General features: G+C 72.3%; 20 protein-coding genes. 12 read left to right on the plus strand and 8 right to left on the minus strand.

All coding sequences use genetic code 11. The features are described 5' to 3' along the window. Positions 1-23: 23 nt before the first annotated feature. From trmB to TAE01_RS04860, 4 genes are all read right to left on the minus strand, one after another. A complete protein-coding gene (trmB, locus tag TAE01_RS04845; protein ID WP_147063965.1) occupies positions 24-764 on the minus strand; it encodes a tRNA (guanosine(46)-N7)-methyltransferase TrmB in 741 nt (246 codons plus the stop codon). Positions 765-821: 57 nt separating this feature from the next. Then, complete coding sequence (locus tag TAE01_RS04850; RefSeq protein WP_246111139.1) at positions 822-1,829, minus strand: PP2C family protein-serine/threonine phosphatase; 1,008 nt, start codon at positions 1,827-1,829, stop codon at positions 822-824. A 152-nt stretch (positions 1,830-1,981) separates the two neighbouring features. Further along, a complete protein-coding gene (locus TAE01_RS04855; RefSeq protein ID WP_147063969.1) occupies positions 1,982-2,464 on the minus strand; it encodes a ribose-5-phosphate isomerase in 483 nt (160 codons plus the stop codon). Between the two features lie 29 nt (positions 2,465-2,493). Next, on the minus strand, positions 2,494-3,129 hold the full coding sequence (locus TAE01_RS04860) for a mycothiol-dependent nitroreductase Rv2466c family protein (protein ID WP_147063971.1): 636 nt from the start codon (positions 3,127-3,129) through the stop codon (positions 2,494-2,496). Positions 3,130-3,266: 137 nt separating this feature from the next. On the opposite strand from TAE01_RS04860, the gene pepN reads away from it, so the two are divergent. The 4 genes from pepN (at position 3,267) to TAE01_RS04880 (ending at position 8,169) form a co-directional block, all read left to right on the plus strand. Next, positions 3,267-5,846 carry an aminopeptidase N gene (pepN, locus tag TAE01_RS04865; protein ID WP_147063973.1) on the plus strand — a complete coding sequence of 860 codons (2,580 nt, stop codon included), beginning with the start codon at positions 3,267-3,269 and terminating at the stop codon, positions 5,844-5,846. Positions 5,847-6,049: 203 nt separating this feature from the next. After that, positions 6,050-6,973 carry a mechanosensitive ion channel family protein gene (locus tag TAE01_RS04870; RefSeq protein WP_246111140.1) on the plus strand — a complete coding sequence of 308 codons (924 nt, stop codon included), beginning with the start codon at positions 6,050-6,052 and terminating at the stop codon, positions 6,971-6,973. 55 nt (positions 6,974-7,028) lie between these two features. Then, the gene (locus TAE01_RS04875; RefSeq protein ID WP_147063975.1) at positions 7,029-7,415 is read left to right on the plus strand and encodes a globin; all 387 of its coding nucleotides are present in this window, start codon (positions 7,029-7,031) and stop codon (positions 7,413-7,415) included. Between the two features lie 127 nt (positions 7,416-7,542). Further along, on the plus strand, positions 7,543-8,169 hold the full coding sequence (locus TAE01_RS04880) for a hypothetical protein (RefSeq protein WP_246111141.1): 627 nt from the start codon (positions 7,543-7,545) through the stop codon (positions 8,167-8,169). Between the two features lie 45 nt (positions 8,170-8,214). Here TAE01_RS04880 and TAE01_RS04885 read toward each other — a convergent pair whose 3' ends face one another. Beyond that, positions 8,215-8,622 (minus strand): NUDIX hydrolase, encoded by a 408-nt coding sequence (locus TAE01_RS04885; protein ID WP_147063977.1) that lies wholly within the window; start codon positions 8,620-8,622, stop codon positions 8,215-8,217. Beyond that, positions 8,619-9,830, minus strand: a complete 1,212-nt coding sequence (locus TAE01_RS04890) for an FAD-dependent oxidoreductase (RefSeq protein ID WP_147063979.1) — start codon at positions 9,828-9,830, stop codon at positions 8,619-8,621. Before TAE01_RS04890 ends, TAE01_RS04885 begins: the two co-directional genes overlap by 4 nt. A 54-nt stretch (positions 9,831-9,884) precedes the next feature. Between TAE01_RS04890 and TAE01_RS04895 the strand changes: the two genes are divergently transcribed. The 6 genes from TAE01_RS04895 (at position 9,885) to TAE01_RS04920 (ending at position 17,423) form a co-directional block, all read left to right on the plus strand. Then, entirely contained in the window at positions 9,885-10,382 is a 498-nt protein-coding gene (locus tag TAE01_RS04895; protein ID WP_147063981.1) for a MarR family winged helix-turn-helix transcriptional regulator, read from the plus strand. A 191-nt stretch (positions 10,383-10,573) separates the two neighbouring features. After that, entirely contained in the window at positions 10,574-12,337 is a 1,764-nt protein-coding gene (locus TAE01_RS04900; protein WP_186815048.1) for a glycoside hydrolase family 13 protein, read from the plus strand. A 131-nt stretch (positions 12,338-12,468) separates the two neighbouring features. Further along, positions 12,469-12,834, plus strand: a complete 366-nt coding sequence (locus tag TAE01_RS04905) for a hypothetical protein (RefSeq protein ID WP_147063986.1) — start codon at positions 12,469-12,471, stop codon at positions 12,832-12,834. Beyond that, positions 12,831-15,716 (plus strand): CdiA C-terminal domain-containing protein, encoded by a 2,886-nt coding sequence (locus tag TAE01_RS04910; RefSeq protein WP_147063988.1) that lies wholly within the window; start codon positions 12,831-12,833, stop codon positions 15,714-15,716. Before TAE01_RS04905 ends, TAE01_RS04910 begins: the two co-directional genes overlap by 4 nt. Positions 15,717-15,718: 2 nt before the next feature. Then, on the plus strand, positions 15,719-16,480 hold the full coding sequence (locus TAE01_RS04915) for a hypothetical protein (RefSeq protein WP_147063990.1): 762 nt from the start codon (positions 15,719-15,721) through the stop codon (positions 16,478-16,480). A gap of 154 nt (positions 16,481-16,634) precedes the next feature. Next, positions 16,635-17,423 carry a glycerophosphodiester phosphodiesterase family protein gene (locus TAE01_RS04920; protein WP_147063992.1) on the plus strand — a complete coding sequence of 263 codons (789 nt, stop codon included), beginning with the start codon at positions 16,635-16,637 and terminating at the stop codon, positions 17,421-17,423. Positions 17,424-17,488: 65 nt separating this feature from the next. Here TAE01_RS04920 and TAE01_RS04925 read toward each other — a convergent pair whose 3' ends face one another. Together TAE01_RS04925 and TAE01_RS04930 are read right to left on the minus strand one after the other, a co-directional pair. Continuing rightward, a complete protein-coding gene (locus tag TAE01_RS04925; protein WP_147063994.1) occupies positions 17,489-18,127 on the minus strand; it encodes a DUF8185 domain-containing protein in 639 nt (212 codons plus the stop codon). Then, entirely contained in the window at positions 18,124-18,639 is a 516-nt protein-coding gene (locus tag TAE01_RS04930; protein ID WP_147063996.1) for an acyl-CoA thioesterase, read from the minus strand. Before TAE01_RS04930 ends, TAE01_RS04925 begins: the two co-directional genes overlap by 4 nt. Before the next feature lie 121 nt (positions 18,640-18,760). On the opposite strand from TAE01_RS04930, the gene TAE01_RS04935 reads away from it, so the two are divergent. Both TAE01_RS04935 and TAE01_RS04940 read left to right on the plus strand, forming a co-directional pair. Continuing rightward, complete coding sequence (locus TAE01_RS04935) at positions 18,761-20,914, plus strand: RecQ family ATP-dependent DNA helicase (protein WP_147063998.1); 2,154 nt, start codon at positions 18,761-18,763, stop codon at positions 20,912-20,914. A gap of 52 nt (positions 20,915-20,966) precedes the next feature. Further along, entirely contained in the window at positions 20,967-21,935 is a 969-nt protein-coding gene (locus tag TAE01_RS04940) for an acyl-CoA thioesterase (protein WP_147064000.1), read from the plus strand. Position 21,936: the final 1 nt, after the last annotated feature.

Here is a 21,936-nt window from a genome sequence, read left to right on the forward strand (position 1 = left end):
TCGCCGTGTCGAGGGATGTGCGGTCAGGGCAGCAGGTGGAGACGCAGCTCGTTGATCGTGCGCCCGACGGCGATTCCCTTGGCCTCGAAGCCGTCTCGCGGGCGCCACTGCGGCCGGTCGACGCGGTGGGCCTCGAAACGCGGGTGCGCCGCGACCTCGGCGAGGGCGTGCTCGGCATAGAAGTCCTGGTCGGTGGCGATGAGCACGTGACCACCGGGCTTGAGCACCCGCGCGAGCAGGTCCAGGTTGGCGGGGCTGACGAAGCGGCGCTTCGTGTGCTTCTGCTTGCGCCACGGATCGGGGAAGAAGAGGTGGACGGCGTCGAACGTCGCGTCGGCGACGCGCTCCTCGAGGAAGAGCACGGCATCGCCGATCTCGACGCGCAGGTTCGGCACCCCGGCCTCGTCGGCGTCCGCGAGCATCCGCGCGAGCCCGGGGGTGTGGACGTCCATGGCCACGATGTCGTGCTCGGGGAAGGCCGCGGCATACGCGATCGCGGCATGGCCGTGGCCGCAGCCGATCTCGAGGACGAGGGGCGCGGTGCGCCCGAACGCGTGCGCCGCGTCGAACGGGCCGTCGGGCAGGGACCGGGCCGGCGCCAGGCGCTCGACGCGCTCCTTCGTCAGCGACGACAGCCGACCGCGACGCACGAAGGTGCGCACCCGCGCGGGGCTGACCCCGGGTGGCAGCTCGGGCACGACGTGCTCCTTGCGCCGGTCGTGGCCGGCCTCGCGTGACGTCGGTTCGATCGGTTGCTCGCTCACGCAGGCATCGTAGTGAGGGCAGCCGCCGGCCCCCTCGGGTGCGTCCGTCCCGGGAGGTCAGCTGCGCCAGATGGTGACGACGGCGCGGTCGTCGCCGAGGCCGGCAGCCGCCTGGTCGCAGAGGCGCTGGGCCAGCCCCTCGAAGCCGGTCCGGATGAACGACTCGGCCCGGCCGAGCATGCGGTCGATGCCGTCGACGAGCGCCTTGTCGCGGGCCTCGATGACGCCGTCGCTGTAGAGGACGAGCGCGTCACCGCGGCGGATCGTGCCACTCTCGCGGGGGTAGTCGGCCTGCTCGATGACCCCGAGCAGGGGGCCCCGGCCACCGGAGAGCATGCGCCACCGGCCCGAGCCCGCCGCGAACTGCGCGGCAGCGGGGTGGCCGGCGTACCCGATGGTGAAGTCGCCGGTCTCGAGGTTGACGGCCACGTGCACGGCGGTGGCGAAACCCTCGTTCCAGCGCAGCCGTAGGAGGTGGTTGTTGGCCGACTGCAGGAAGCCGCCCTCGCTCATCTCGCCGAGGAGGCCGCCGAGGGCCCCGGACAGGAGCAGCGACCGGGTGCCGGCCTCACGGCCCTTGCCGGAGACGTCGACGAGCGCGACCTCGAGGGTGACGCCGTCGGTCGACCGGCTCGCGACGACGAAGTCCCCGGCGAAGCCGTCGCCGTACGCCGACTCGAGCGCCACCTCGGCGCCCCACGACGCAGGCAGCGGAGGGAGCTCGCCCTGGGCCCGGAGGCGGTCGCGCATGTCGACGAGCATCGACTCGCCGCTGACGCCGACGACGCCGACCTGGGCCCGCGCGTGCGAGAGCCACAGCATGAGCATCATCGTGGCGACGGTGACGATCTGCGCGCCGGTCGTCGTCGGTTTGAGCTCACCGAGGTAGGCGCCGAGGATCGCCATGGCGAGGAACAGCCCGATGTAGACGACGAGCAGCAGCCGGGGCTCGAGGAAGAGCCCGGAGAGCACGACGATGAAACCGTAGATCCCCCACGGCACGCGGTCGGGCCAGATGGCGATGGCGACGGTCGCGGCGATGCTGAGACCGAGGAACGCCGTCACGAGGACCCACGGGGCACGACTCAGCCAGGGGCCCAGCAGCTGAAGACGTCGTACGGGGCCGGCAGCGTAGCGAGGGCGCCGAGAGACGAAGCTCTCGTTGTGGGCCACGTGCCTCCCTATCGGCGATGAAGGGGGACGCCGGACGTCATACGTCAGCGCGCGTCCAACTCCGGCAAAGCCGGCAAGTCCCCCGTGTTCTCGTACGCGGAAACCATACCCAGACGACGGCTGTGGCGCGCCTCATCGCTGAACTTCGTCGCCACGAAGGTGTCGACGATCTCCTTGGCGAGGTCCTCGGCCGTGAAGCGCGCCCCGATCGAGACGACCTGGGCGTCGTTGTGCTCGCGGGCCAGGCTCGCGAGCTCCACGCTGTAGGCGAGGGCCGCGCGGATCCCCGAGACCTTGTTCGCGGCCATCTGCTCACCGTTGCCGGAGCCACCGAGGACGACGCCGAGCGAGCCCGGCTCGGCGGCCACGGCCTCGGCCGCACGCAGCACGAAGACGGGGTAGTCGTCCTGGGCGTCGTAGCCGAACGGGCCGTGGTCGACGACGTCGTGCCCCGCGTCGCGCAGGTGAGCGAGCAGGGACTGGTGGAGCTCGTAGGCCGCGTGGTCGCCGCCGATGTGGATGCGCATGTCCGTCCTTGTCCGGGTGCTGGGGTGGGTCAGTCGAAGATGGGGCCCTCGGTGCGGCTGCGCTTCAGCTCGTAGAAGCCGGGCGTGCCGGCGACGAGGACGCAACCGTCCCAGAGTCGTGCGGCGGCCTCGCCCTTGGGGGCCGGCGTCACGACCGGGCCGAAGAAGGCGACGCCGTCGACGGCGATGATCGGGGTGCCGACGTCGGTGCCGACGAGGCTGATGCCGCGCTTGTGGCTGCGGTGCAGGGCCGCGTCGAACTTCTTGTGGTGGGCGTCCTTGGCGAGCGCCGCGGGCAGGCCGACCTCCTCGAGCGACTCACGGATGACCTGGTCGAAGTCGTTGATCCGCTTCAGGTGGATCCGCGTGCCCATGGCGTCGTAGAGCGGCTTGATCACGGTGTCGCCGTGCGCCTCGGCGGCGGCGATGATGACGCGCACCGGGCCCCAGGCCTCGTCCATGCGCGCACGGTAGGCGGCGTCGAGGTCGTGGCGGTGCTCGTTGAGCACCGCGAGGCTCATGACCGACCACGTGACGTCGATCTCACGGAGCGTCTCGACCTCCATGAGCCAGCGGGAGGTCATCCACGCCCACGGACACATCGGGTCGAACCACATCTCGACGGCGGTGCGGCTCGGCTTCGGGCTGTCGTTCACATCGGCCATGCGGCCCATCATGGCACTGCCCGCTGGGCGCCCATCGCGGTGGTGGACCGGTCGGGGTTCCGTGCGAGGATGGCCCGCGACGACGCCGTCCGACCGACGTTCCGTCGTGCCCCCAGCCCCTTCCCAGGAGGTCCTACGTGCCCGGCAAGAACCTGACCCGCGACGAGGCGGCGAGCCGCGCCAGCATCCTGCGCGTCGACTCCTACGACGTCCGTCTCGACCTGACGACGGGTCCGGAGAACTTCCACACCGTCACCACGGTCACGTTCGCCTGCTCCGAGCCCGGCGCGGACTCGTTCATCGACCTCATCGCCGACTCCGTCGAGAAGGTGACGCTCAACGGCGTCGACCTCGACCCGGCCGAGGTCTTCGCGGACTCGCGCATCGAGCTGCCCGCGCTGGCCGCCGAAAACGAGCTGACCGTCGACGCCACCGGCCGCTACACCAACACCGGCGAGGGTCTGCACCGCTTCGTCGACCCGGTCGACAACGAGGTCTACCTCTACACCCAGTTCGAGGTCCCCGACTCCCGCCGCATGTATGCCGTGTTCGAGCAGCCCGACCTCAAGGCGTCCTTCCGCTTCACGGTGACGGCACCCACGCACTGGAAGGTCATCAGCAACTCCCCCACGCCCCACCCGGAGGCGGCCGGGGTCGCCGACGGCGTCGAGCGCGCCACGTGGTCGTTCGCGCCGACCCAGCGCATCTCGTCGTACATCACGGCCCTCATCGCCGGCCCCTACGACGAGGTCCGCGACGAGGTCGAGACGCGCAAGGGCGTCGTGCCGCTCGGCGTCTACTGCCGCAAGTCGCTGACGCAGTACCTCGATGCCGACAACATCTTTGACTGCACCAAGAAGGGCTTCGCGTTCTTCGAGGAGGAGTTCGACCAGCCGTACCCCTTCGAGAAGTACGACCAGATCTTCACGCCCGAGTACAACATGGGTGCGATGGAGAACGCGGGCGCCGTGACCTTCGTCGAGGTCTACGTCTTCCGCTCCAAGGTCTCCGAGGCGAAGATCGAGCGCCGGGCCCTGACGATCCTGCACGAGCTGGCCCACATGTGGTTCGGCAACCTCGTGACGATGAAGTGGTGGGACGACCTCTGGCTCAACGAGTCGTTCGCCGAGTGGGCGTCGACGACGTGCCAGGCCGAGGCCACCGAGTGGACGAGCGCCTGGACGACCTTCGGCACGTCGGAGAAGGCCTGGGCCTACACCCAGGACCAGCTCTCCTCGACCCACCCGATCGCGGCCGACATGCGCCACCTCGAGGACGTCGAGGTCAACTTCGACGGCATCACGTACGCCAAGGGCGCGTCCGTGCTCAAGCAGCTCGTCGCCTACGTCGGGCGCGAGCCCTTCGTGGCCGCGCTCCGCGAGTACTTCCGCAAGCACGCGTGGGGCAACACGACCCTCTCCGACCTGCTCGGCGAGCTCGAGAAGGCCTCGGGTCGCGAGCTGACCGAGTGGAGCAAGCTGTGGCTCGAGACGGCCGGCGTCAACACGCTGCGCCCCGTCTTCGAGGTCGACGCCGACGGGCGCTACACCGCCTTCGCGATCACCCAGTCCGCGACGGACGAGCACCCCACGCTCCGTCCACACCGCATCGGCGTGGGGCGGTATGCCGTCCGGCGGGGCGCGGACGGCGCAGCCGACGTGCTCGAGCGCGTCGGCTACGACGAGGTCGACATCGCCGGTGAGCGCACCGAGCTCGGCGAGCTCGTCGGCCAGGAGCAGCCGGACCTGCTGCTGCTCAACGACGACGACCTCGCCTACGGCAAGATCCGCCTCGACGAGCACTCCCTCGCCACGGCCCTGTCGCTCCCCCGCGGGTTCCAGGACTCGCTGCCCCGCTCGCTCGTGCTCGGCGCGACGTGGGACATGACCCGCGACGGTGAGATGCCGGCCCGCGACTTCGTGCGCTTCGTCCTCGAGTCGCTGCCCGGCGAGACCGACTCGACGCTGCTGCGCGTGCTCATCGGGCAGGTGTCGACCGCGGCCCGCCTCTACACGGCGCCGGAGCACCGCGCCGAGGTGACGGCGCTCCTGTCGTCGTCGCTCCGCTCCCTCGCCGACTCGGCCGAGGCCGGTAGCGACGCCCAGTTCCAGCTCGTCGAGGCGTGGGCCGGATCGGCGGCCGACGTCGCGGACGAGGCCCGTCTGCGGGCCCTGCTCAGCGGCACGGAGTCGCTGCCCGGACTGACGGTCGACACGGAGCTGCGCTGGACCTTCATCAAGGCCCTCGCCGCCATCGGCGCCGCCGACGAGGTCGAGATCGCGACCGAGCTCGACCGCGACCCGACCGCCACCGGCAAGGAGCGGGCCGCCGAGGCCCTCGCCGCACGCCCCACCGCCGAGGCCAAGGCCGACGCCTGGGCCAAGGCGGTCGAGCGCAACGACCTGCCCAACCAGATGGTCGAGGCCGTGAGCGCCGGCTTCCGCCGGAGCACGGACCTCACCCTGCTCGAGCCGTACGTCGAGACCTACCACTCGATGCTCGTCGACGCGTGGGCCGAGCGCAGCGTGGCCATCGGCGAGCGCGTCGTCGGCGGCTTCTACCCGTTCTCGCTCGCGAGCCAGCAGCTCAAGGACGCCTCGGACGCGTGGCTGGCCGCCAACGCGGACGCGGCTCCCGGGCTCGTGCGCACCGTCGCCGAGAACCGCGACACCATCGCGCGTGCGCTGATCGCGCAGGAGCGCGACCGACGCGTCTGACTCCGGTGCGGGACCGGGCCCTGCCGGGTCCCGGTCCCGCACGACCGCACGACCGCACGACCTGACTGACACCGAACGCCGACTGAGACCCTGTGATCACTGCCTTCACGAACCTGACCGCTGTCGTCCGCCAGATCCCCACCTCGACTCCGACCCCGACCCCGAGTTCGTCGCCGAGTCCGTCTCCCTCGCAGGAGCTGCCCGTGAACCTCTCGATGCCCGACCTCTCCGGCCTGACCTGGTCCGGAGTCGGTGACTGGCTCGTCGGGACGCCGCTGCTCATCATCGTCGTCGTGCTCGTCGGCTTCGTGGCCCGGTTCCTGCTGCACCGGGTCATCAACCGCGTCGTCACGACGGCCACCTCGAAGCGGACCGAGCGCCTCGCGAACATCCCCGGTGCGGGACGCGCCCTGCAGGCCGTCGGGGTCGCCAACGTGCGCCACGTGCAACGCACCCAGACGATGGGCGCCCTGCTCAAGAGCATCACGACCTTCGTCGTCGGGGGCATCACGGTGCTGACCGTGCTCTCCCTCGTCGGCATCCCGCTCGGGCCGATGCTCGCGTCCGCCAGTGTCGGCGGTGTCGCCCTCGCCTTCGGTGCGCAGAGCCTCGTCAAGGACTTCCTCTCGGGCGTCTTCATGATCGTCGAGGACCAGTACGGCGTCGGTGACGTCATCGACACCGGTGAGGTCGTCGGCACCGTCGAGAACGTGTCGCTGCGCGTCACCCAGCTGCGCGACGCCGGTGGCATGACGTGGTACGTCCGCAACGGCGAGATCGTCCGCATCGGCAACAAGACGCAGGGCTGGTCCACGGCCATCGTCGACCTGGCCGTCGCCTACGACCAGGACGTCGAGAAGGCGATCACCGTCATCCGCGACGTCGTGAGCGTCATGGACGACGACGAGGCCTTCAAGGACATCCTGCTCGAGGAGCCCAACGTCGTGGGGGTCGAGTCGATCTCCAACGGCGCCATCACCATCCGCGTCATCGCCAAGACCATCGCCAACGAGCAGTTCGGCATCCAGCGCGAGATCCGCGAGCGCGTCAAGCTGGCCTTCGACCGCGAGGGCGTGCGCAGCCCGCTGCCCGTCATGCCGCCCTACGGCGGACCCACCCCGAAGTGAGTGGCCACCCCGGCCCGTCGCGGGCCGTGACGCCGACTCTGGGAGACTGCCCGACGTGACGTACTACGACGACTTCGGTGGCCACGAGACCTTCGCCAAGCTCGTGCGCGAGTTCTACCGCGGCGTCGCCGAGGACGAGCCCCTGCGCGCGCTGTACCCGGAGCAGGACCTCGGGCCGGCGCAGGAGCGCCTGAGGATGTTCTTCGAGCAGTACTGGGGCGGGCCGACGACGTACTCGGAGCAGCGTGGCCACCCGCGCCTGCGGATGCGCCACATGCCGTATGCCGTGACGCCCGACATGCGCGATCGCTGGCTGCTGCACATGATGAACGCCGTCGACACCCTCGGGCTCTCCCCCGAGAACGACGACAGGCTGCGCGACTACCTCACGCGGGCGGCATACTCCCTCGTCAACGCTCCCGGTCCCGACGGGACCTTCTGAGCCGCGAGCGGGACTCACAGCAACTCACAGCGCGTTCACGGGTGCCCGGTCCGGCCCGAGGTGTTCTCTGGACACAGGTGGATCCACGGCCGGGCCTCACGTCCGGCGTCACGACGGAGGGACGAGCATGGTGTCGATCAACGGGAAGCCCCTGAACCGGAAGACGGCCGGAGCCGCGGTGGTCGCGGCCGCAGCGGCCGTCATCGGGATCGGGGTCTCGCAGGTGGCACGGGCGGACGACGCGAGCACGACGACGCCCACCCCCACGGCGACCTCCACGCAGGCCGGGCCGGGCGGCGGCTCGACCGCCCCGGGTCCGGGCAACGGCAAGGGCTGGGGTCCCGGGGGCCGGCACGGCGGCATGGGCATGGGGCTGGGCCGCGGCGCGGACCTCTCGGCGCTGGCCACCAAGCTCGGCGTCGACCAGACCAAGCTCGAGGACGCCCTCAAGGCGGTGCGGGACGAGCTCAAGGCGAGCCGCACCCCCGGCCAGGCGCCCGCGACCAAGCCGGACCCGGCGGCGAGGCAGGACGAGCTGGCGACGAAGCTCGCGAGCAAGCTCGGCATCGACGCGGCCAAGGTCAAGGCGGCCTTCGCCGACCTGCGCGCCGCCCGCGACGCCGACGAGCAGAAGGCCTTCGACGACCGCCTGGCGCAGGCCGTCAAGGCCGGCACGCTGACGCAGGCGGAGGCCGACGCGGTCAAGAAGGCGGCCAAGGCGGGCGTCATCGACATGCACGGCGGTCCTCGCTGACCGGCATCGCCTGAAGGGCGTCTCCCGCCCGGCGGGAGGCGCCCTTCAGCCTGCCCCGAGGTGCTCGCGGAGCGAGGGCACGACGTGGTTGGTGAGCAGGGGTGCGAGGTCGGCCGGAAGGTCCTCGTCGAGGTCGAGCCAACGCTGCTCGGCGATCTCGGCCCGCGGGGTCGGGTCGTCGTGCGGGCGCAGGTGCAGGACGAAGACCGTCGCCTCGACCCAGGCGTCCGGCTCGTTGGCCGCGACGTCGTGGAAGCGGCCGAGGGGCTCCCCGGCACCGGACACGTCGAGGCCGACCTCCTCCATGACCTCGCGCACGGCGGCGTCCCGGGCGCTCTCGCCAGGGTCGATCTTGCCGCCGGGCAGCATGAACCGGGTGGAGCCGGCCTTGCGGACGGTCAGGAGCCGACCGTCACGGACGAGGCAGAAGGCGGCGGTGACAAAGGTCGTCATGCCCCCGACGGTAGCGCCGGCCCCTCGGCGGGCTCCCAACCGACCCGGTGCCCGGTGATCCAGGCGCTGGACCGCTCGGTGACGACGAAGCGGAAGACGAGCCGCATCATCGTGTCCCGCACCGCCCGGCCGGCCCGGCCGGGGATCTTCGAGCTGCTGCTGCGCGCTCCCGCGGCCACGATGCGCTCGACGCGCCGCCGTCGAGCGCTGTCGTATGCCGTCAGGGCCTCCTCGACCGTGGCGGCGTCGCGCAGGCACGTGGCGAGGACCACGGCGTCCTCGAGCGCGAGCGACGCCCCCTGTCCCGAGCTCGGGGACGGTGCGTGGGCGGCTTCGCCGACGACGACCATGCGGTCCCGGTGCCAGCGCGCGACCCGGGGCAGGTCGTGGGTGTTGTCGGCCCAGAGCTCGAGCCGTCCGGAGCGCACGAGGTCGGCGGCGGGGCCGGCGTCGTCGACGAGCAGGTCGACGAGGTGGTCACGCCACTGCTGCGGGGTGCGGGCGGCGCGTTCGGCCGGCGTGATCGCACGCCCGGGGACGTTGACGAACCACACGACGTCGCCCTCGGGGGTGGGGTGGGCCCCGAAGAAGGCCCGCGAGCCGAAGACGAAGTGCCACTGCCGCGCGGGAAGGTGCGCCGCGAGCGGAGTGGCCGTCGTGAAGCCGCCGAAGTTCGTCAGGCCGACGTAGCGCGCCGCGGCCGCCGCGGGGTCGATGGTGCGCCGGACGAGGGAGCGGACGCCGTCGGCACCGACGAGCAGGTCGGCCTCCACCGTCGACCCGTCCTGCAGCGTCACGGTGACCCCGTCCGGCCGGCTCGCCACGTCGACGACCCTGGCGTCGTGACGCACGTCGACACCGCGCCGAACGGCTTCGTCGACGAGCGCCGCAGCGAGGCGCGAGCGCTTCATGGTCATCGCCACGGTGCCGTCGGCGAGCGGGACGCCGAGGCTCATGGTGCCGAGGGTGCGCCCGGTGGCACCGATCATGACGTTGCGCTCGCTCGGGAAGCCGATGCGCGATACGAGGTGCCGCGCGCCCAGCACGTCGAGGGCGTGCAGCCCGTTCGCGGCGAGGGTGAACCAGGAGCCGGCCTCACCGTCGGACCGCGGCCAGGCCTCGAGCACGACGGCCTCGATGCCGACGTGCTGGAGTGCGAGCGCGGTAGCCGGGCCGGCGATGCCGCCTCCCACGACGAGAGCCTTCATCTTGGTACCCTTTCCTACGAGAATCGAATGTTTCAATATTCGAAAGGTAGGCCCGTGGCGACCGTCCGTCAACCGCCCGCACCCGAACGCCGCGACGAGCTCGTCCAGGCGATCGGCGAGGCCATGCAGCAGTACCAGCGCTCCGTGCAGGCCTTCGACGACACCGTCGGACGCGCCCTCGGGCTCGGGCCGGCCGACCTGCGCTGCCTCGACTGGCTCGTCGACGGCCCCAAGTCGGCGGGCCAGCTGAGCACCGCCACGGGCCTGCGCCCCGCGGCGACGACGGCCCTGATCGACCGGCTCGCCAAGCGCGGTCTCGTGCGTCGCACCCGGTCGGAGGCCGACCGGCGCACCGTGCTCGTGGAGATGACCGAGCTCGGGCAGCGCCGGACGTGGGAGGCGTACGGCCCGCTCGTGCGCGCCGGTCAGCCGATGCTCGACGAGCTGAGCACCGAGCAGCTGACCTTCATGGCCGACTTCCTGCGCCGGATCACCGCCCTGACCGACGAGCACCGGGGGCTGCTGACGCAACACCCGCCAGAGCCCGCCTGACCGCCCGAGCCGGCCACCCGGCATACGCCGACGATCGGCCACCGGTCGACCCGGATGGGGCGCCGCGCGACGCGTTGCAAGAAGTTGCAGAACTTTCTTTGAGTTTTCGACCCGATGAGGAACGATGGTGGCTCGTGACGCCATCAGCAACCCAGACCCTGAACCACCCCGGCCTCGGCGCCGGGCACGACGTGGACGTCCGCGAGGACGCGACCCCGGTCCACGCCGAGGACCGCCCGGACGCCGCCTGGTGGCGGCAGGCCGTGATCTACCAGATCTACCCCCGCTCGTGGGCCGACCACGACGGTGACGGCATCGGCGACCTGCCCGGCATCACCTCGCGGCTGCCGCACCTGCGCGCCCTCGGCGTCGACGCCATCTGGCTCTCGCCGTTCTACACCTCGCCCCAGGCGGACGCCGGCTACGACGTCGCGGACTACCGCGACATCGACCCGATCTTCGGCTCGCTCACGGACGCCGACGACATGATCGCGCGCGCCCACGAGCTGGGCCTCAAGGTCATCGTCGACATGGTGCCCAACCACTCCTCCGACGAGCACGAGTGGTTCACGGCCGCCCTCGCCGCCGGCCCCGGCTCGGCCGAGCGTGAGCGCTACATGTTCCGCGAGGGCCGCGGTGAGCACGGCGAGCTGCCCCCGAACAACTGGGAGTCCGTCTTCGGCGGCGCCGCGTGGACGCGGGTCACCGAGGCCGACGGCAAGCCCGGCCAGTGGTACCTGCACATCTTCGACACCAAGCAGCCCGACTTCAACTGGGAGCACCCCGAGGTGCGCGCCGAATTCGAGTCGATCCTGCGCTTCTGGCTCGACCGGGGCGTCGACGGCTTCCGCGTCGACGTGGCGCACGGCCTCATCAAGGAGCAGGGCCTGCCCGACACCGAGGAGGAGCGCACGACGATGCTCGGCCACTCCGAGCACGAGCACGGCCCCGAGGGGGTGTCCGAGGCTGCCCCCGTCGAGGAGGCGCCGCGGATCGACCACACGAAGCGCAGCCCGATGTGGGACCAGGACGGCGTCCACGAGATCTACCGCGCCTGGCGCCGGATCCTCGAGTCCTACGGGACGCCCGACCGCATCCTGTGCGCCGAGGCCTGGGTCGAGCCGCAGGAGCGCGCCGTGGCCTACGTCCGCTCGGACGAGATGCACCAGGCGTTCAACTTCGACTTCCTCACGGCCTCGTGGATCGCCGACGACCTGCGCGCCGTCATCACGTCGTCGCTGCACGCCGCCGACTCGGTGGGCGCCCCGTCGACGTGGGTGCTGTCGAACCACGACGTCGTGCGTCACGCGTCGCGTCTCGGCTACGCGCCGGGCACGCCTCGGATGAACGGCATCTCGGCGACGGACCCGCAGCCCGACCGCGAGCTCGGCCTGCGCCGCGCCCGTGCGGCCACCGCGCTCATGCTCGCACTGCCGGGTGGGGCGTACCTCTACCAGGGCGAGGAGCTCGGGCTGCCGGACTCCACCGACATGCCCGACGAGTTCCGCCAGGACCCGACGTTCGCGCGCACCGACGGCGCCGAGACGGGCCGTGACGGCTGCCGCGTGCCGATCCCGTGGTCGTCCCAGGGTCCGTCGCTCGGCTTCGGCCCGGGCGCCAGCACGTGGCTGCCGCAGCCCGACGTCTACGCCGAGTACGCCGTGGACCGCCAGGAGGGCGTCGAGGGCTCGACGCTCGAGCTCTACCGCTCGCTCCTCGCCGCGCGGCGTGAGCTGTCGCTCGGCACCGGCTCGCTGACGTGGGTCGAGGGGTATGCCGGTGACGTCGTCGCCCTGACCAACGGGTCGTCCCAGCGCGACCGCCTGCTCGTCGTCACGAACCTCGGTGAGGACGCCGTGGCCCTGCCCGCCGGGGCCGAGGTCGTCGTGGCCTCCGGGCCGCTCGAGGACGGGCTCGTCCCGACCGACACGACGGTCTGGGCCCGCTGGTCCTGACCTGGTGCGCCGGCCGCCTGAGGGGCGGCAGCACGTGAGGCCCCTGTCCCCTCGGGACGGGGGCCTCACGGCATCCACGGGCCTGTGGACGAGCGCCGAGGCGGTCAGCCGGGCTCTCCTACCGTCGGACCATGACCCGCTACTCCTTCGACGGTGCCGGGGTGTCCCGCGAACGGGTCGCCCTCGGCCATGACCCCGTCGAGCTGCGTGAGTGCGCGTCTCTCGTCGCCGCGGCGACCGCGGGTGCCATGGCGTCGACCGGGTCTGAGGGGCAGGCGCTTCGCACTGCACTCGCACGGTTCCGCGCGGTCGAGGCGCACGCCTTCGACGCGCTCGCCGACGCCGCGAGTGCGCTCGGGGGCCGTCTCGACCGGTCGGTGGCGGAGGCGCGGGCGGTGGAGCTGTTCGTCACGTCCGGGTTCGCCGCCGTGGCCGCGAGCGGTCCTGTGCGACATGGCCTTCCGGCCGCTCCCACGGGCGTGGCGGGAGCGGGATGAGCCGCGTCCACGACGGAGGGCACGCGGCACCGTCGATCTCGGGCGAGGTCGCCCTGCCGCTCCCCACCGGCGACGGTGAGGGTCTGCGCGCAGCCGCACGATCGCTCGACCGGGCCGCTGCGAGAGCGCAGGCGACGACGACGGTGTGCGGCACCCTGGCCGCCCGTCTCGGCAGCGTGTGGAGCGGTGCCGCGGCCGACGCCGCGCGGGTCGAGGCCGACGAGCTCGGATCACGTTCCCGACCGGTCGTGGGAGCCCTCCCCCGCACGGCGCATGCCCTGGTCACGTATGCCGCGGCGCTCGACCACGCGACCGGCCGGGTGCGCGCCCTGCAGCGCGAGTGGGACGCCCTCGACGCGGACCACGCCCTCGCGACCCTCCGCCTGTCCCACCTGCCGGACCCCACCGGTGCGGGCGTGGTGCTCGGGCTGGAGCGCGCCCGCGCCGACCTGGCTGCCGGCCGCGCACGGCTGAGCCGGACGCACGCGGCGGTCCTCGAGGAGCTCCGGGCCTCGGCGCGGCGGTGCACGGCGACGGTTGCCGCTCTCACCGACATGACGTTCCCCTCGGGGTCGACCCCCACCCCGGGACTGGTGCGGTCGGTCGTGACCGGCGGCCTGTCGTTCGCCGACGGAGTCGTCGCGCAGCGCCGCTCGCGCGAGGCCGCCCTCTCTGACGGGCTTCTCGTGCGGCGCGCGGTGGCGGCGGCCCAGGCCGGTGGTGGCCGGCTGACCGACGGGGCGACAGCCGTCCTCGTGACACGGATCCGCGAGCGGCGCGATGACCCGGCCTACGCGCAGGCCCTCCTCGAGGAGCTCGGGACCGACGGGCTCGCCGACCTGCTCCTGACGGCCGGAGTGACGCACGAGGGCTCCGGCGCGCACGTCGACACCGTGCGCGGACTCCTCGGGACGCTGGGCTCGCTCGTCATCACGGCAACGGGGCGGGTGGTGCCGGCCGGCACCGACCCTCGGACCCGTGCCGAGCTGGCGTCCGGAGCGGCCCTGCTCGCCGACGACGTCGTCGCCGGGGTCGACACCGTGCGCACCGCACCATCCGGCGACGGGCGGGCGACCGGGGCCTGGCTGCTCGGCCAGCTGCTCTCCGGGGCCCGAGCGGACGGCGACGTGCGTCGTCTTCCGCCGCGCCTGGCGCGGCGTGCCGCGGCGGCTGCTGCCACGTCCGAGATCGCCGAGACCCGCGACGCCGACCCGACGTTGCGCCACGGCAGCACCCTCGTGCCGGACGCGAGCTCGACGTTCGCCTCGTGGTTCGAGGACGCCGCGACGACCGGTGACGCGCTGCACGTCCTGCTCGGGCACGTCCGTGACGACCCGGCGGAGGCAGCGGCGTTGCTCGCCGAGCCGTTGCCCGACTCCGGAGTCGCAGGCCTCGCCCTCGCCAACTCCCGCGGCGACCGGCTGACCCTGGGCGAGCACCTGGTGCGCCGGTGGATCACGCACGAGGCCAGCGGGACCGAGAGCCACCCCGACCTGCACCTGCACACCGACGACGACCTCAGGCAACTGCTCGGGGACCTTGCGTTCGTCGACGGCGACGGCGCCGCGCAGACCCGGGCGAGGGTGATGCTCGAGGTGTCGCGGACGAGTGCCTTCGCCATGTCGGAGGCGTCGACGACCCGCATCTACACCGCAGCCACAGCCCCCGTGGAGGGCCTCGTCGCCGACTGGGTGGCGGCGATGCGGGAGAACGTCGACCGGGCGCTCGCCTCCCCCGGCGCGCTGTCCACGATGGCGGCCCCCTACACCGCGGTGACGACGGACGGGCCGCAGCCGTGGCTGACGCCTCGTGAGCTCACCGGTGTCGTCGGCGCCCTGGCGGTCGACACCGGGATGGGGCTCCGTGCGAAGCAGACGGGCGCGGCATACGACCGGCTCGTCGACCGGGAGCTCGACGCCGCCCGCGAGACCGTGGCGACCGGTGGCGACCCGCAGGCAGACGAGGTCCGGCTCGGGTTCCTCGACCAGTCGGCGTCGGCGACGCTCGTGGCCCTCGCACGACGACAGGACGACCTCAACCGCTCTGCGTGGCAGGGCATCGCCGAGGCGGTCCACGTCATCGACATCGTCAAGCGCGGCGACCTGCCCGGCCTGACGGCGGCCGTGCACACCTACCTCGACGGGGGCACGCTTCGCACGCCGGCCGACGACCTCGTCATCTCGCTCGTCCGCTCGAACGTCGAGCTCTCCCAGACCGAGGTCGACGAGGCTCGGCGTTCCGAGCTCGTCTCGCGCGTCGAGGCGATCACCGGTGGTGGCCGTGACGTGCTCCCCGCTCTGTCGGGCGGCGCAGCCCTCGCGCCGGGCCTGCCCTCCGCCGAGGCCCTGCGAGCCATCCGCGCCGACGAGATCCGGGCATCAGCCGAGGCCGCCGCCCAGGACGGCACGGCCGGGCTCGGCTCGCGGGTGAGTGAACGCCTGGGACAGCGCACCACCCTTCCGGACCGTGTCCACGTCGTCGAGGGATCCGGAAGCAGCCCCCGGTCCAAGGTCGGCAGCGTCGACCTGGGCGCGGCCAAGGACCTCAAGGACCACGAGAAGGCGACGGCCAGCCGCCTCGCCGCGCTCGGGCACGACGTCGAGTTCCTGTCTGCGACCGGGCACGGGAAGTCTCCGGACGCGCTGGTCGACGGGGTCCTGTGGGAGTTCAAATCACCGACGGGCGCCAGCAGCGAGACGATCGCCCGCAACCTGCGCAAGGGGTCCGAACAATCCCCTCGTATCGTGATCGACCTGGCGCGATGTGACATCACGGTGGCCGAGGCCGTGGGTCAGGCCGAGTACGCACTCGATCGATACGATCGCATCGAAGCCATCCTCATCATCGACAAGGACGGTCGCACCACCGAGAGGACGCGTTAGCCATGGCTTCGTGGGACATCAGCATCGGCCTCCCGCCTTCCGACGTCATCGCCGTCCTCAGGCGCCTGCCCGGTGTGGCCGTCGAAGACATCCCGACGGGGATCGGGATCGATCTCGGGGAAGGCCGTGCGGCGTGGGTCGACGCCGCACCTTCTGCGGGCGACCCCCAGGACCAGGCCTCGATCAGCGTCAAGGACCGCAGCACCATCGGTGCGTGGCGCATCTACGACCACCTCGCGGCCCAGACCACGGCACCGATGCAGATGTGGGACGACGGCGGGCTCCTCGTCAGCGAGCGGAGGTGGCAGGTGTCGGTGCGTCCGGGCTCGCCCGCGACGCAGCACATCGAGCTCGTGGACTGGGACTCCCGAGCTGTCGGTGCCCGACTGCTGGGGCTCGCGAGATCGGGGCCTCTGACGCCGTCCGACGTCCTGGCGGTTCTCGCGGACTCCGGAGTCCCCCAGGACGCTGTGCGTGACCGATCGCTCGAACTGACGGGCGAGCTCGTGCGTGCCGGGTTGCTGCGACCCCACCCCACCCTGCACGAGCAGGCTCCGCCACGAGGCGCAGGGGTCCCGCGCACCCAGGACCTCGTGTTCACGACCTATGCCCTCTTCCGAACAGGCGACGACCGGACCGGGACGCTCGTGATCGGTCCGGCCGTCCCGCGGGACGCCCGGGCCACGATCACGGCCGCGGACGTCCGGAACTGGATGATGAGGGACTTCGACGCCAGTGCGAACCCCGGCAGTGGTGCCGGGTGAGGTGGGGCAAGCCTGGGGCACACCTCGAGGCGGACACCATCTACGACCTTCTGGTGGTGCGCGGGCTCGACGACTGGTTGCAGCCGCGCGTGGGCCGAGGCGGCTCTGGGGCGGCTCCCCGACGTCGACTGAGGCACCCGGTTACGCTCGCCCTGTGACGACCCGGGCCTACCTCCAGCGCACGCCGGTGGCCCTGGCCCACCGCGGCGGGTCCCTCTACACCCCCAACGTCGGGCTCGAGAACACCATGACGGCCTTCGGCAACGCTGTCGCCCTCGGCTACACGCACCTGGAGACCGACGTGCACCTCACGCGGGACGGACGGCTCGTCGCCTTCCACGACACGGTGCTCGACCGGGTGACCAACGCCCGCGGCCGCATCCGTGACCTGCCGTGGTCCGAGGTGGCCCACGCCGAGGTCGGCGACGGCGGGCGCATCCCGCTGCTCAGCGACCTGCTCGACGCGTGGCCCGCCATCAACCTCAACATCGACCTCAAGGCTCCCGGCACCGCCGAGCCCCTGTGGGAGCTCATCGAGGAGCGTGGAATCCACGGCCAGGTGTGCGTCGGCTCGTTCTCCCAGCGCAACATCTCGCACTTCCGGCGGCTCTCCCACGGCACGGTCGCGACGGCGGCAGCGGAGGTGGGCACGGCCCTCGCCCGTTTCGGGCCCTGGGTCCTCAGCGCGGTCTTCCGCACCCCCGCCGACGTCTTCCAGGTCCCGACCTCCATTCCCTTGCGGGGCAGGCCCATTCGCATCGTCACGGCCCGGTTCGTCGAAACCGCCCATCGATGCGACAAGCAGGTGCACGTCTGGACCATCGACGACGCCGACGAGATGGAGCGCCTGCTCGACCTCGGGGTCGACGGTCTCGTCAGTGACCGCATCGACGTCCTCAAGGACGTCCTCGTCGGTCGAGGAGTCTGGACCGGGCAGGGCTGACGACCGGGCCGCACGCCCGATCCCACCCGTCTCCCGGAGGAGGGACACGGCATACGCCAATCGGGTCAGCGGACCAGGACGTGCCCTCGGGAGGTGGTGAGGCGGGTCCAGCGACCGTGCGCCGCGATCGTCGCCGGCTCCCCCGCCGACGTGAAGCCGAGCACGTGCGCGCCGAACGCGAGGCCAGCAGCGATCGGCGGCACCGTGTCGCTCATCGCGCCCCACGTGCGCCGGCGGAGCGCGTCGACGGCATGACCGCCGGCGTTCTCCGGGGTGCCCTCAGCGACCTGCGAGATGCCTTGTCGCGCAATGGAATCGATGACGTCGCCGTCCAGCTGACCGACCGGCTCCCAACCGTCACGAGGCGGGGTGAGCCCGCTCCAGGGAGCGCGCACCGTCGTGGGCGGGACGCTCAGCACGGCGCCGATGCCCTCGCGTGCAAGGCGGTCGTTGACCGACGCGAAGGACACCGTGGCATCGACGTCGTCGGCGGCGGCGATGGTGACGACGCGCATCCCGAGCACGGTGCCGTCGCCCATGAGACCGGTCCCCTCGATGACGGCCACGGTCGTCAGGAGGAGGTTGCCGAGCACCTGGAGCCGCACGGCGCCCTCCGGGTTGGCGCGGCTCGCGCGTCCGAGATAGGTGCCGAGGTCGGCGAGGCCGCGCGGGTCCCCGAAGTCGATGTGCTGGGCGTCGCTCACCGGCGCCGCCTACGGAACGGAGCAGGCTCACCGAGGTGTGCCCGGACCGACGTGCGCTCGTCCGGCCGCATGCGCCGCGGCGACTCGCTCGCGAAGTCGTAGAGCGCCAGCTCGGTCTCCGCGACGGCGTAGACCGGCCGCTCACCGTCGCCCACGCCCTCAGGGTCGGTGACGATGTAGGCGACGTCGAAACCCGCTCCGCCGACCCGTGAGACCCACATCTGGATCTCGACCGGCGCGTGCCGGAAACCGAGGGGACGGCGGTACTCGATCTCGTGGCGCGACACGAGCACGCCCTCGTCGAGCAGGGTCTTGTCGCCCGCTCCCCCGCCGTCGAACCAGTCGCGGAAGGCGATGACACGGGCGTCCTCGAGCAGCCGGAGGAACTGCACGTTGTTGATGTGCGCGTACGCGTCCATGTCGGACCAGCGCAGCGACACCTGTGCGGCGTACGGCGTCGCCTGCGCGTCGGGCTCGGGCGGGGTGCCGGTCGCGTCGCTCGTCTCGGTCATGCCCCCATCCTTCCAGCCCGCCCGGGCGCGCCCGTCCACATCCCCGGTGGTGGACGCGCCTGCGTCCACAGCGTGCGTATGCCGGTCGGCCCGGTCGGTGGGGCCACGTAGGTTGGGGGCCATGACCCCACCCACCCCCTCGGCACCCTCCGCACTGCCCGTCGCCGACGTCGACCCTGCCCTGCGCGAGCGGGCGACGAGCGCGTTGCGGCGCCTCGTGGGCCGTGACGACGTCGACTTCCGCGACGGCCAGCTCGAGGCGATCAACGAGCTGGTGGCCGGTCGACGACGCGTGCTCGTCGTGCAGCGCACCGGGTGGGGCAAGTCGGCCGTCTACTTCGTCGCGACGGCGCTGCGCCGGGCCGAGGGGGCCGGACCGACGGTCATCGTCAGCCCGCTGCTCGCCCTCATGCGCGACCAGATCGCCGCCGCCGGGCGCGCCGGCATCACGGCCGTCACCCTCAACTCCACGAACGCCGACGAGTGGGGCGCCGTGTCGGGCGCCCTCGCCCGGGGCGAGGTCGACGTGCTGCTCGTCAGCCCCGAGCGGCTCAACAACCCGCGCTTCCGCGACGAGCAGCTGCCGGCGCTCGCCGAGACGTGCGGTCTGCTCGTCGTCGACGAGGCCCACTGCATCAGCGACTGGGGCCACGACTTCCGGCCCGACTACCGTCGCATCCGCGACCTGCTCACGACGCTGCCCGAGCACACGCCGGTGCTCGCCACGACGGCGACGGCCAACGCCCGCGTCGTCACCGATGTCGTCGAGCAGCTCGGAGCCGGCGGCCGCGACGTGCTGACCCTGCGCGGGCCGCTCGCCCGGGCGTCGCTCCGTCTGGGCGTCCTGCCGCTGGCGGCCCCGGAGCAGCGACTCGCCTGGCTCATCGCGCACCTCGCAGAGCTGCCCGGTTCGGGCATCGTCTACGCCCTGACCGTGGCCGCCGCCGAGGACGTCGCGGTCGCGCTGCGCGAGGCCGGGCACGAGGTCGCCGCCTACACGGGTCGCACCGAGCCGTCCGAGCGCATCAGGCTCGAGGAGGCTCTGCGCGACAACGAGGTCAAGGCCCTCGTGGCGACCTCCGCCCTCGGCATGGGCTTCGACAAGCCCGACCTCGGCTTCGTCCTGCACCTCGGCGCCCCGTCGTCGCCGGTCGCCTACTACCAGCAGGTCGGTCGAGCGGGCCGTGCCACCGAGCGGGCCGACGTGCTGCTCATGCCCGGCCCCGAGGACAAGGACATCTGGCGCTACTTCGCGTCGGCCTCGATGCCGAAGCAGGACCAGGCCGACGCGGTCGTGCGTGCGCTCTCCGAGTCGCCCAAGGCCCTCTCGACGGTGGCCCTCGAGACGATTGTGGACGTCCGGCGCACCCGCCTCGAGCTGCTCCTCAAGGTGCTCGACGTCGACGGCGCCGTGCACCGCGTGCCGGGTGGGTGGACCGCCACCGGCGAACCCTGGACCTACGACGCGGAGCGCTACGGCCGCGTCACCGAGGCGCGTGAGCGCGAGCAGCAGCTCATGGTCGACTACGAACGCACCGACCGCTGCCGCATGGCCTTCCTGCAGGAGACGCTCGACGACGACTCCGCCGAGCCCTGCGGCCGCTGCGACCGGTGCGTGGGTCCGTGGTTCGACCCGACCATCCCCGAAGCGGCCGTCAACACGGCGAGGTCCCGCCTCGCGCGGCCGGGCGTCGTGCTCGAGTCGCGCGCCCAGTGGCCACCCGGCATGGACCGGCTCGGGGTGCCCTTCAAGGGCAAGATCTCGCCGGCCGTCGCCATGTCGGAGGGCCGCGCCGTCGCCCGCCTCAGCGACCTCGGCTGGGGTCAGCGCCTGCGCGAGCTGCTCCGGGGCGAGGACCAGGAGATCCCGGAGGAGGCCCTCCGCGCCTGCGTCGAGGTTCTCGCCGGGTGGGGGTGGCAGGAGCGTCCGGCGGCCGTCGTGTCGGTGCCGTCGCGCCGACGTCCGCTGCTCGTCGAGTCACTCGCCGCCGGACTGGGTCGGCTCGGTCGACTGCCCTACCTCGGCGCGCTCGACCTCGTCGAGGGTGGTCCGGTCGGCGAGGCCGGCGGCAACAGCGCCTTCCGGCTCGCCAACGTCTGGGGGCGTCTCGCCGTGGGGCCTGAGCTCGCCGGTTCGCTGACGGGTATCCCCGGACCGGTGCTGCTCGTGGACGACGTGAGCGACTCACGCTGGACCCTCACCGTGTGCTCCGGCCTGCTCCGCGAGGCCGGAGCACCGGCCGTGCTCCCGATGGCCCTGGCCCTGGAGGCGTGACGCCGGTCCCGGGCGGCGGCGGCCACCCCGCCCCGGCCACTAAGGTCGTCCTGTGACCGCAGACGCCCCCTCCGAGCCGCGCCCGCTCCCCCCGCTCGAGGACCTCCTCGAGGTGCTGACCCTCGAGGACGTCGGGACGGCCCACATCTCGGTCACCGACGTCCGCGGGCACGATGCCGCCGAGTCGATCGGGGCGTCCTCCGCCCGGGTCTTCGAGGGCCGGAGCCAGAAGATGCCTCACGGGCGCGTCTTCGGCGGCCAGGTCCTGGCCCAGTGTGTCATGGCCGCCGGCATCACCGTCCGTGACCTCGACACGGGGCGCGGCGCGCGTCACATCCACTCGCTCCACGGCTACTTCATGCGACCCGGCGACGACACGCTGCCGATCCGCTTCGCCGTCGAGGAGATGCGCGACGGCAACAGCTTCTCGACCCGCCGGGTGCACGCCGTCCAGAAGGGGGCGCCCATCATGTCGATGACCTGCTCCTTCCAGGACCGGGCCGGTGGCCTCGACCACCAGGGCACGATGCCCGCGGTGCCAGGGCCCGACGGCCTCGTCTCGCTGGCGGAGGCCTTCCGCGGCGTCGACCACCCCGGCGCCCGTCACATCTCCGAGTCCCGCCCCATCGAGCTGCGACCCGTCGAGAGCAACATGTTCCTCGACGCCGGTCCCGAGCAGGTGGCCACGAACCACGTATGGATGCGTGCCGTGGAGCGCCTGCCGGACGACCCGCTGCTGCACGCGGCGGTGCTCGCGTACTCCAGCGACTACTCGCTTCTCGAGCCGGTGCTCCGCCGTCACGGCCTGGTCTGGACCGACCGCCGACTGCGGGTCGCGAGCCTCGACCACTCGATGTGGTTCCACCGCGACGTCCGGGCCGACGAGTGGCTGCTCTACGCCCAGCAGTCCCCGTCGGCCGAGAGCGGGCGCGGCCTGTCCATCGGCGAGATCTACAGCCAGGACGGCACGCTCGTGGCCACCACCGCCCAGGAGGGCATGGTCCGCGTCAAGGAGTCGTGAC

This window comes from Terrabacter aerolatus (assembly GCF_007991735.1).
GTDB classification, from domain to species: Bacteria; Actinomycetota; Actinomycetes; order Actinomycetales; family Dermatophilaceae; genus Terrabacter; species Terrabacter aerolatus.

What these genes read in the sequence shown, in the direction of transcription:
- TAE01_RS04935 (WP_147063998.1), top strand. Translation starts at nt 18,761, where the DNA reads ATGACCCCACCCACCCCCTCGGCACCCTCCGCACTGCCCGTCGCCGAC.
- TAE01_RS04910 (WP_147063988.1), top strand. Translation starts at nt 12,831, where the DNA reads ATGAGCCGCGTCCACGACGGAGGGCACGCGGCACCGTCGATCTCGGGC.
- TAE01_RS04855 (WP_147063969.1), bottom strand. Translation starts at nt 2,464, where the DNA reads ATGCGCATCCACATCGGCGGCGACCACGCGGCCTACGAGCTCCACCAG.
- TAE01_RS04905 (WP_147063986.1), top strand. Translation starts at nt 12,469, where the DNA reads ATGACCCGCTACTCCTTCGACGGTGCCGGGGTGTCCCGCGAACGGGTC.
- TAE01_RS04885 (WP_147063977.1), bottom strand. Translation starts at nt 8,622, where the DNA reads ATGACGACCTTTGTCACCGCCGCCTTCTGCCTCGTCCGTGACGGTCGG.
- TAE01_RS04890 (WP_147063979.1), bottom strand. Translation starts at nt 9,830, where the DNA reads ATGAAGGCTCTCGTCGTGGGAGGCGGCATCGCCGGCCCGGCTACCGCG.
- TAE01_RS04860 (WP_147063971.1), bottom strand. Translation starts at nt 3,129, where the DNA reads ATGGCCGATGTGAACGACAGCCCGAAGCCGAGCCGCACCGCCGTCGAG.
- TAE01_RS04915 (WP_147063990.1), top strand. Translation starts at nt 15,719, where the DNA reads ATGGCTTCGTGGGACATCAGCATCGGCCTCCCGCCTTCCGACGTCATC.
- TAE01_RS04880 (WP_246111141.1), top strand. Translation starts at nt 7,543, where the DNA reads ATGGTGTCGATCAACGGGAAGCCCCTGAACCGGAAGACGGCCGGAGCC.
- TAE01_RS04930 (WP_147063996.1), bottom strand. Translation starts at nt 18,639, where the DNA reads ATGACCGAGACGAGCGACGCGACCGGCACCCCGCCCGAGCCCGACGCG.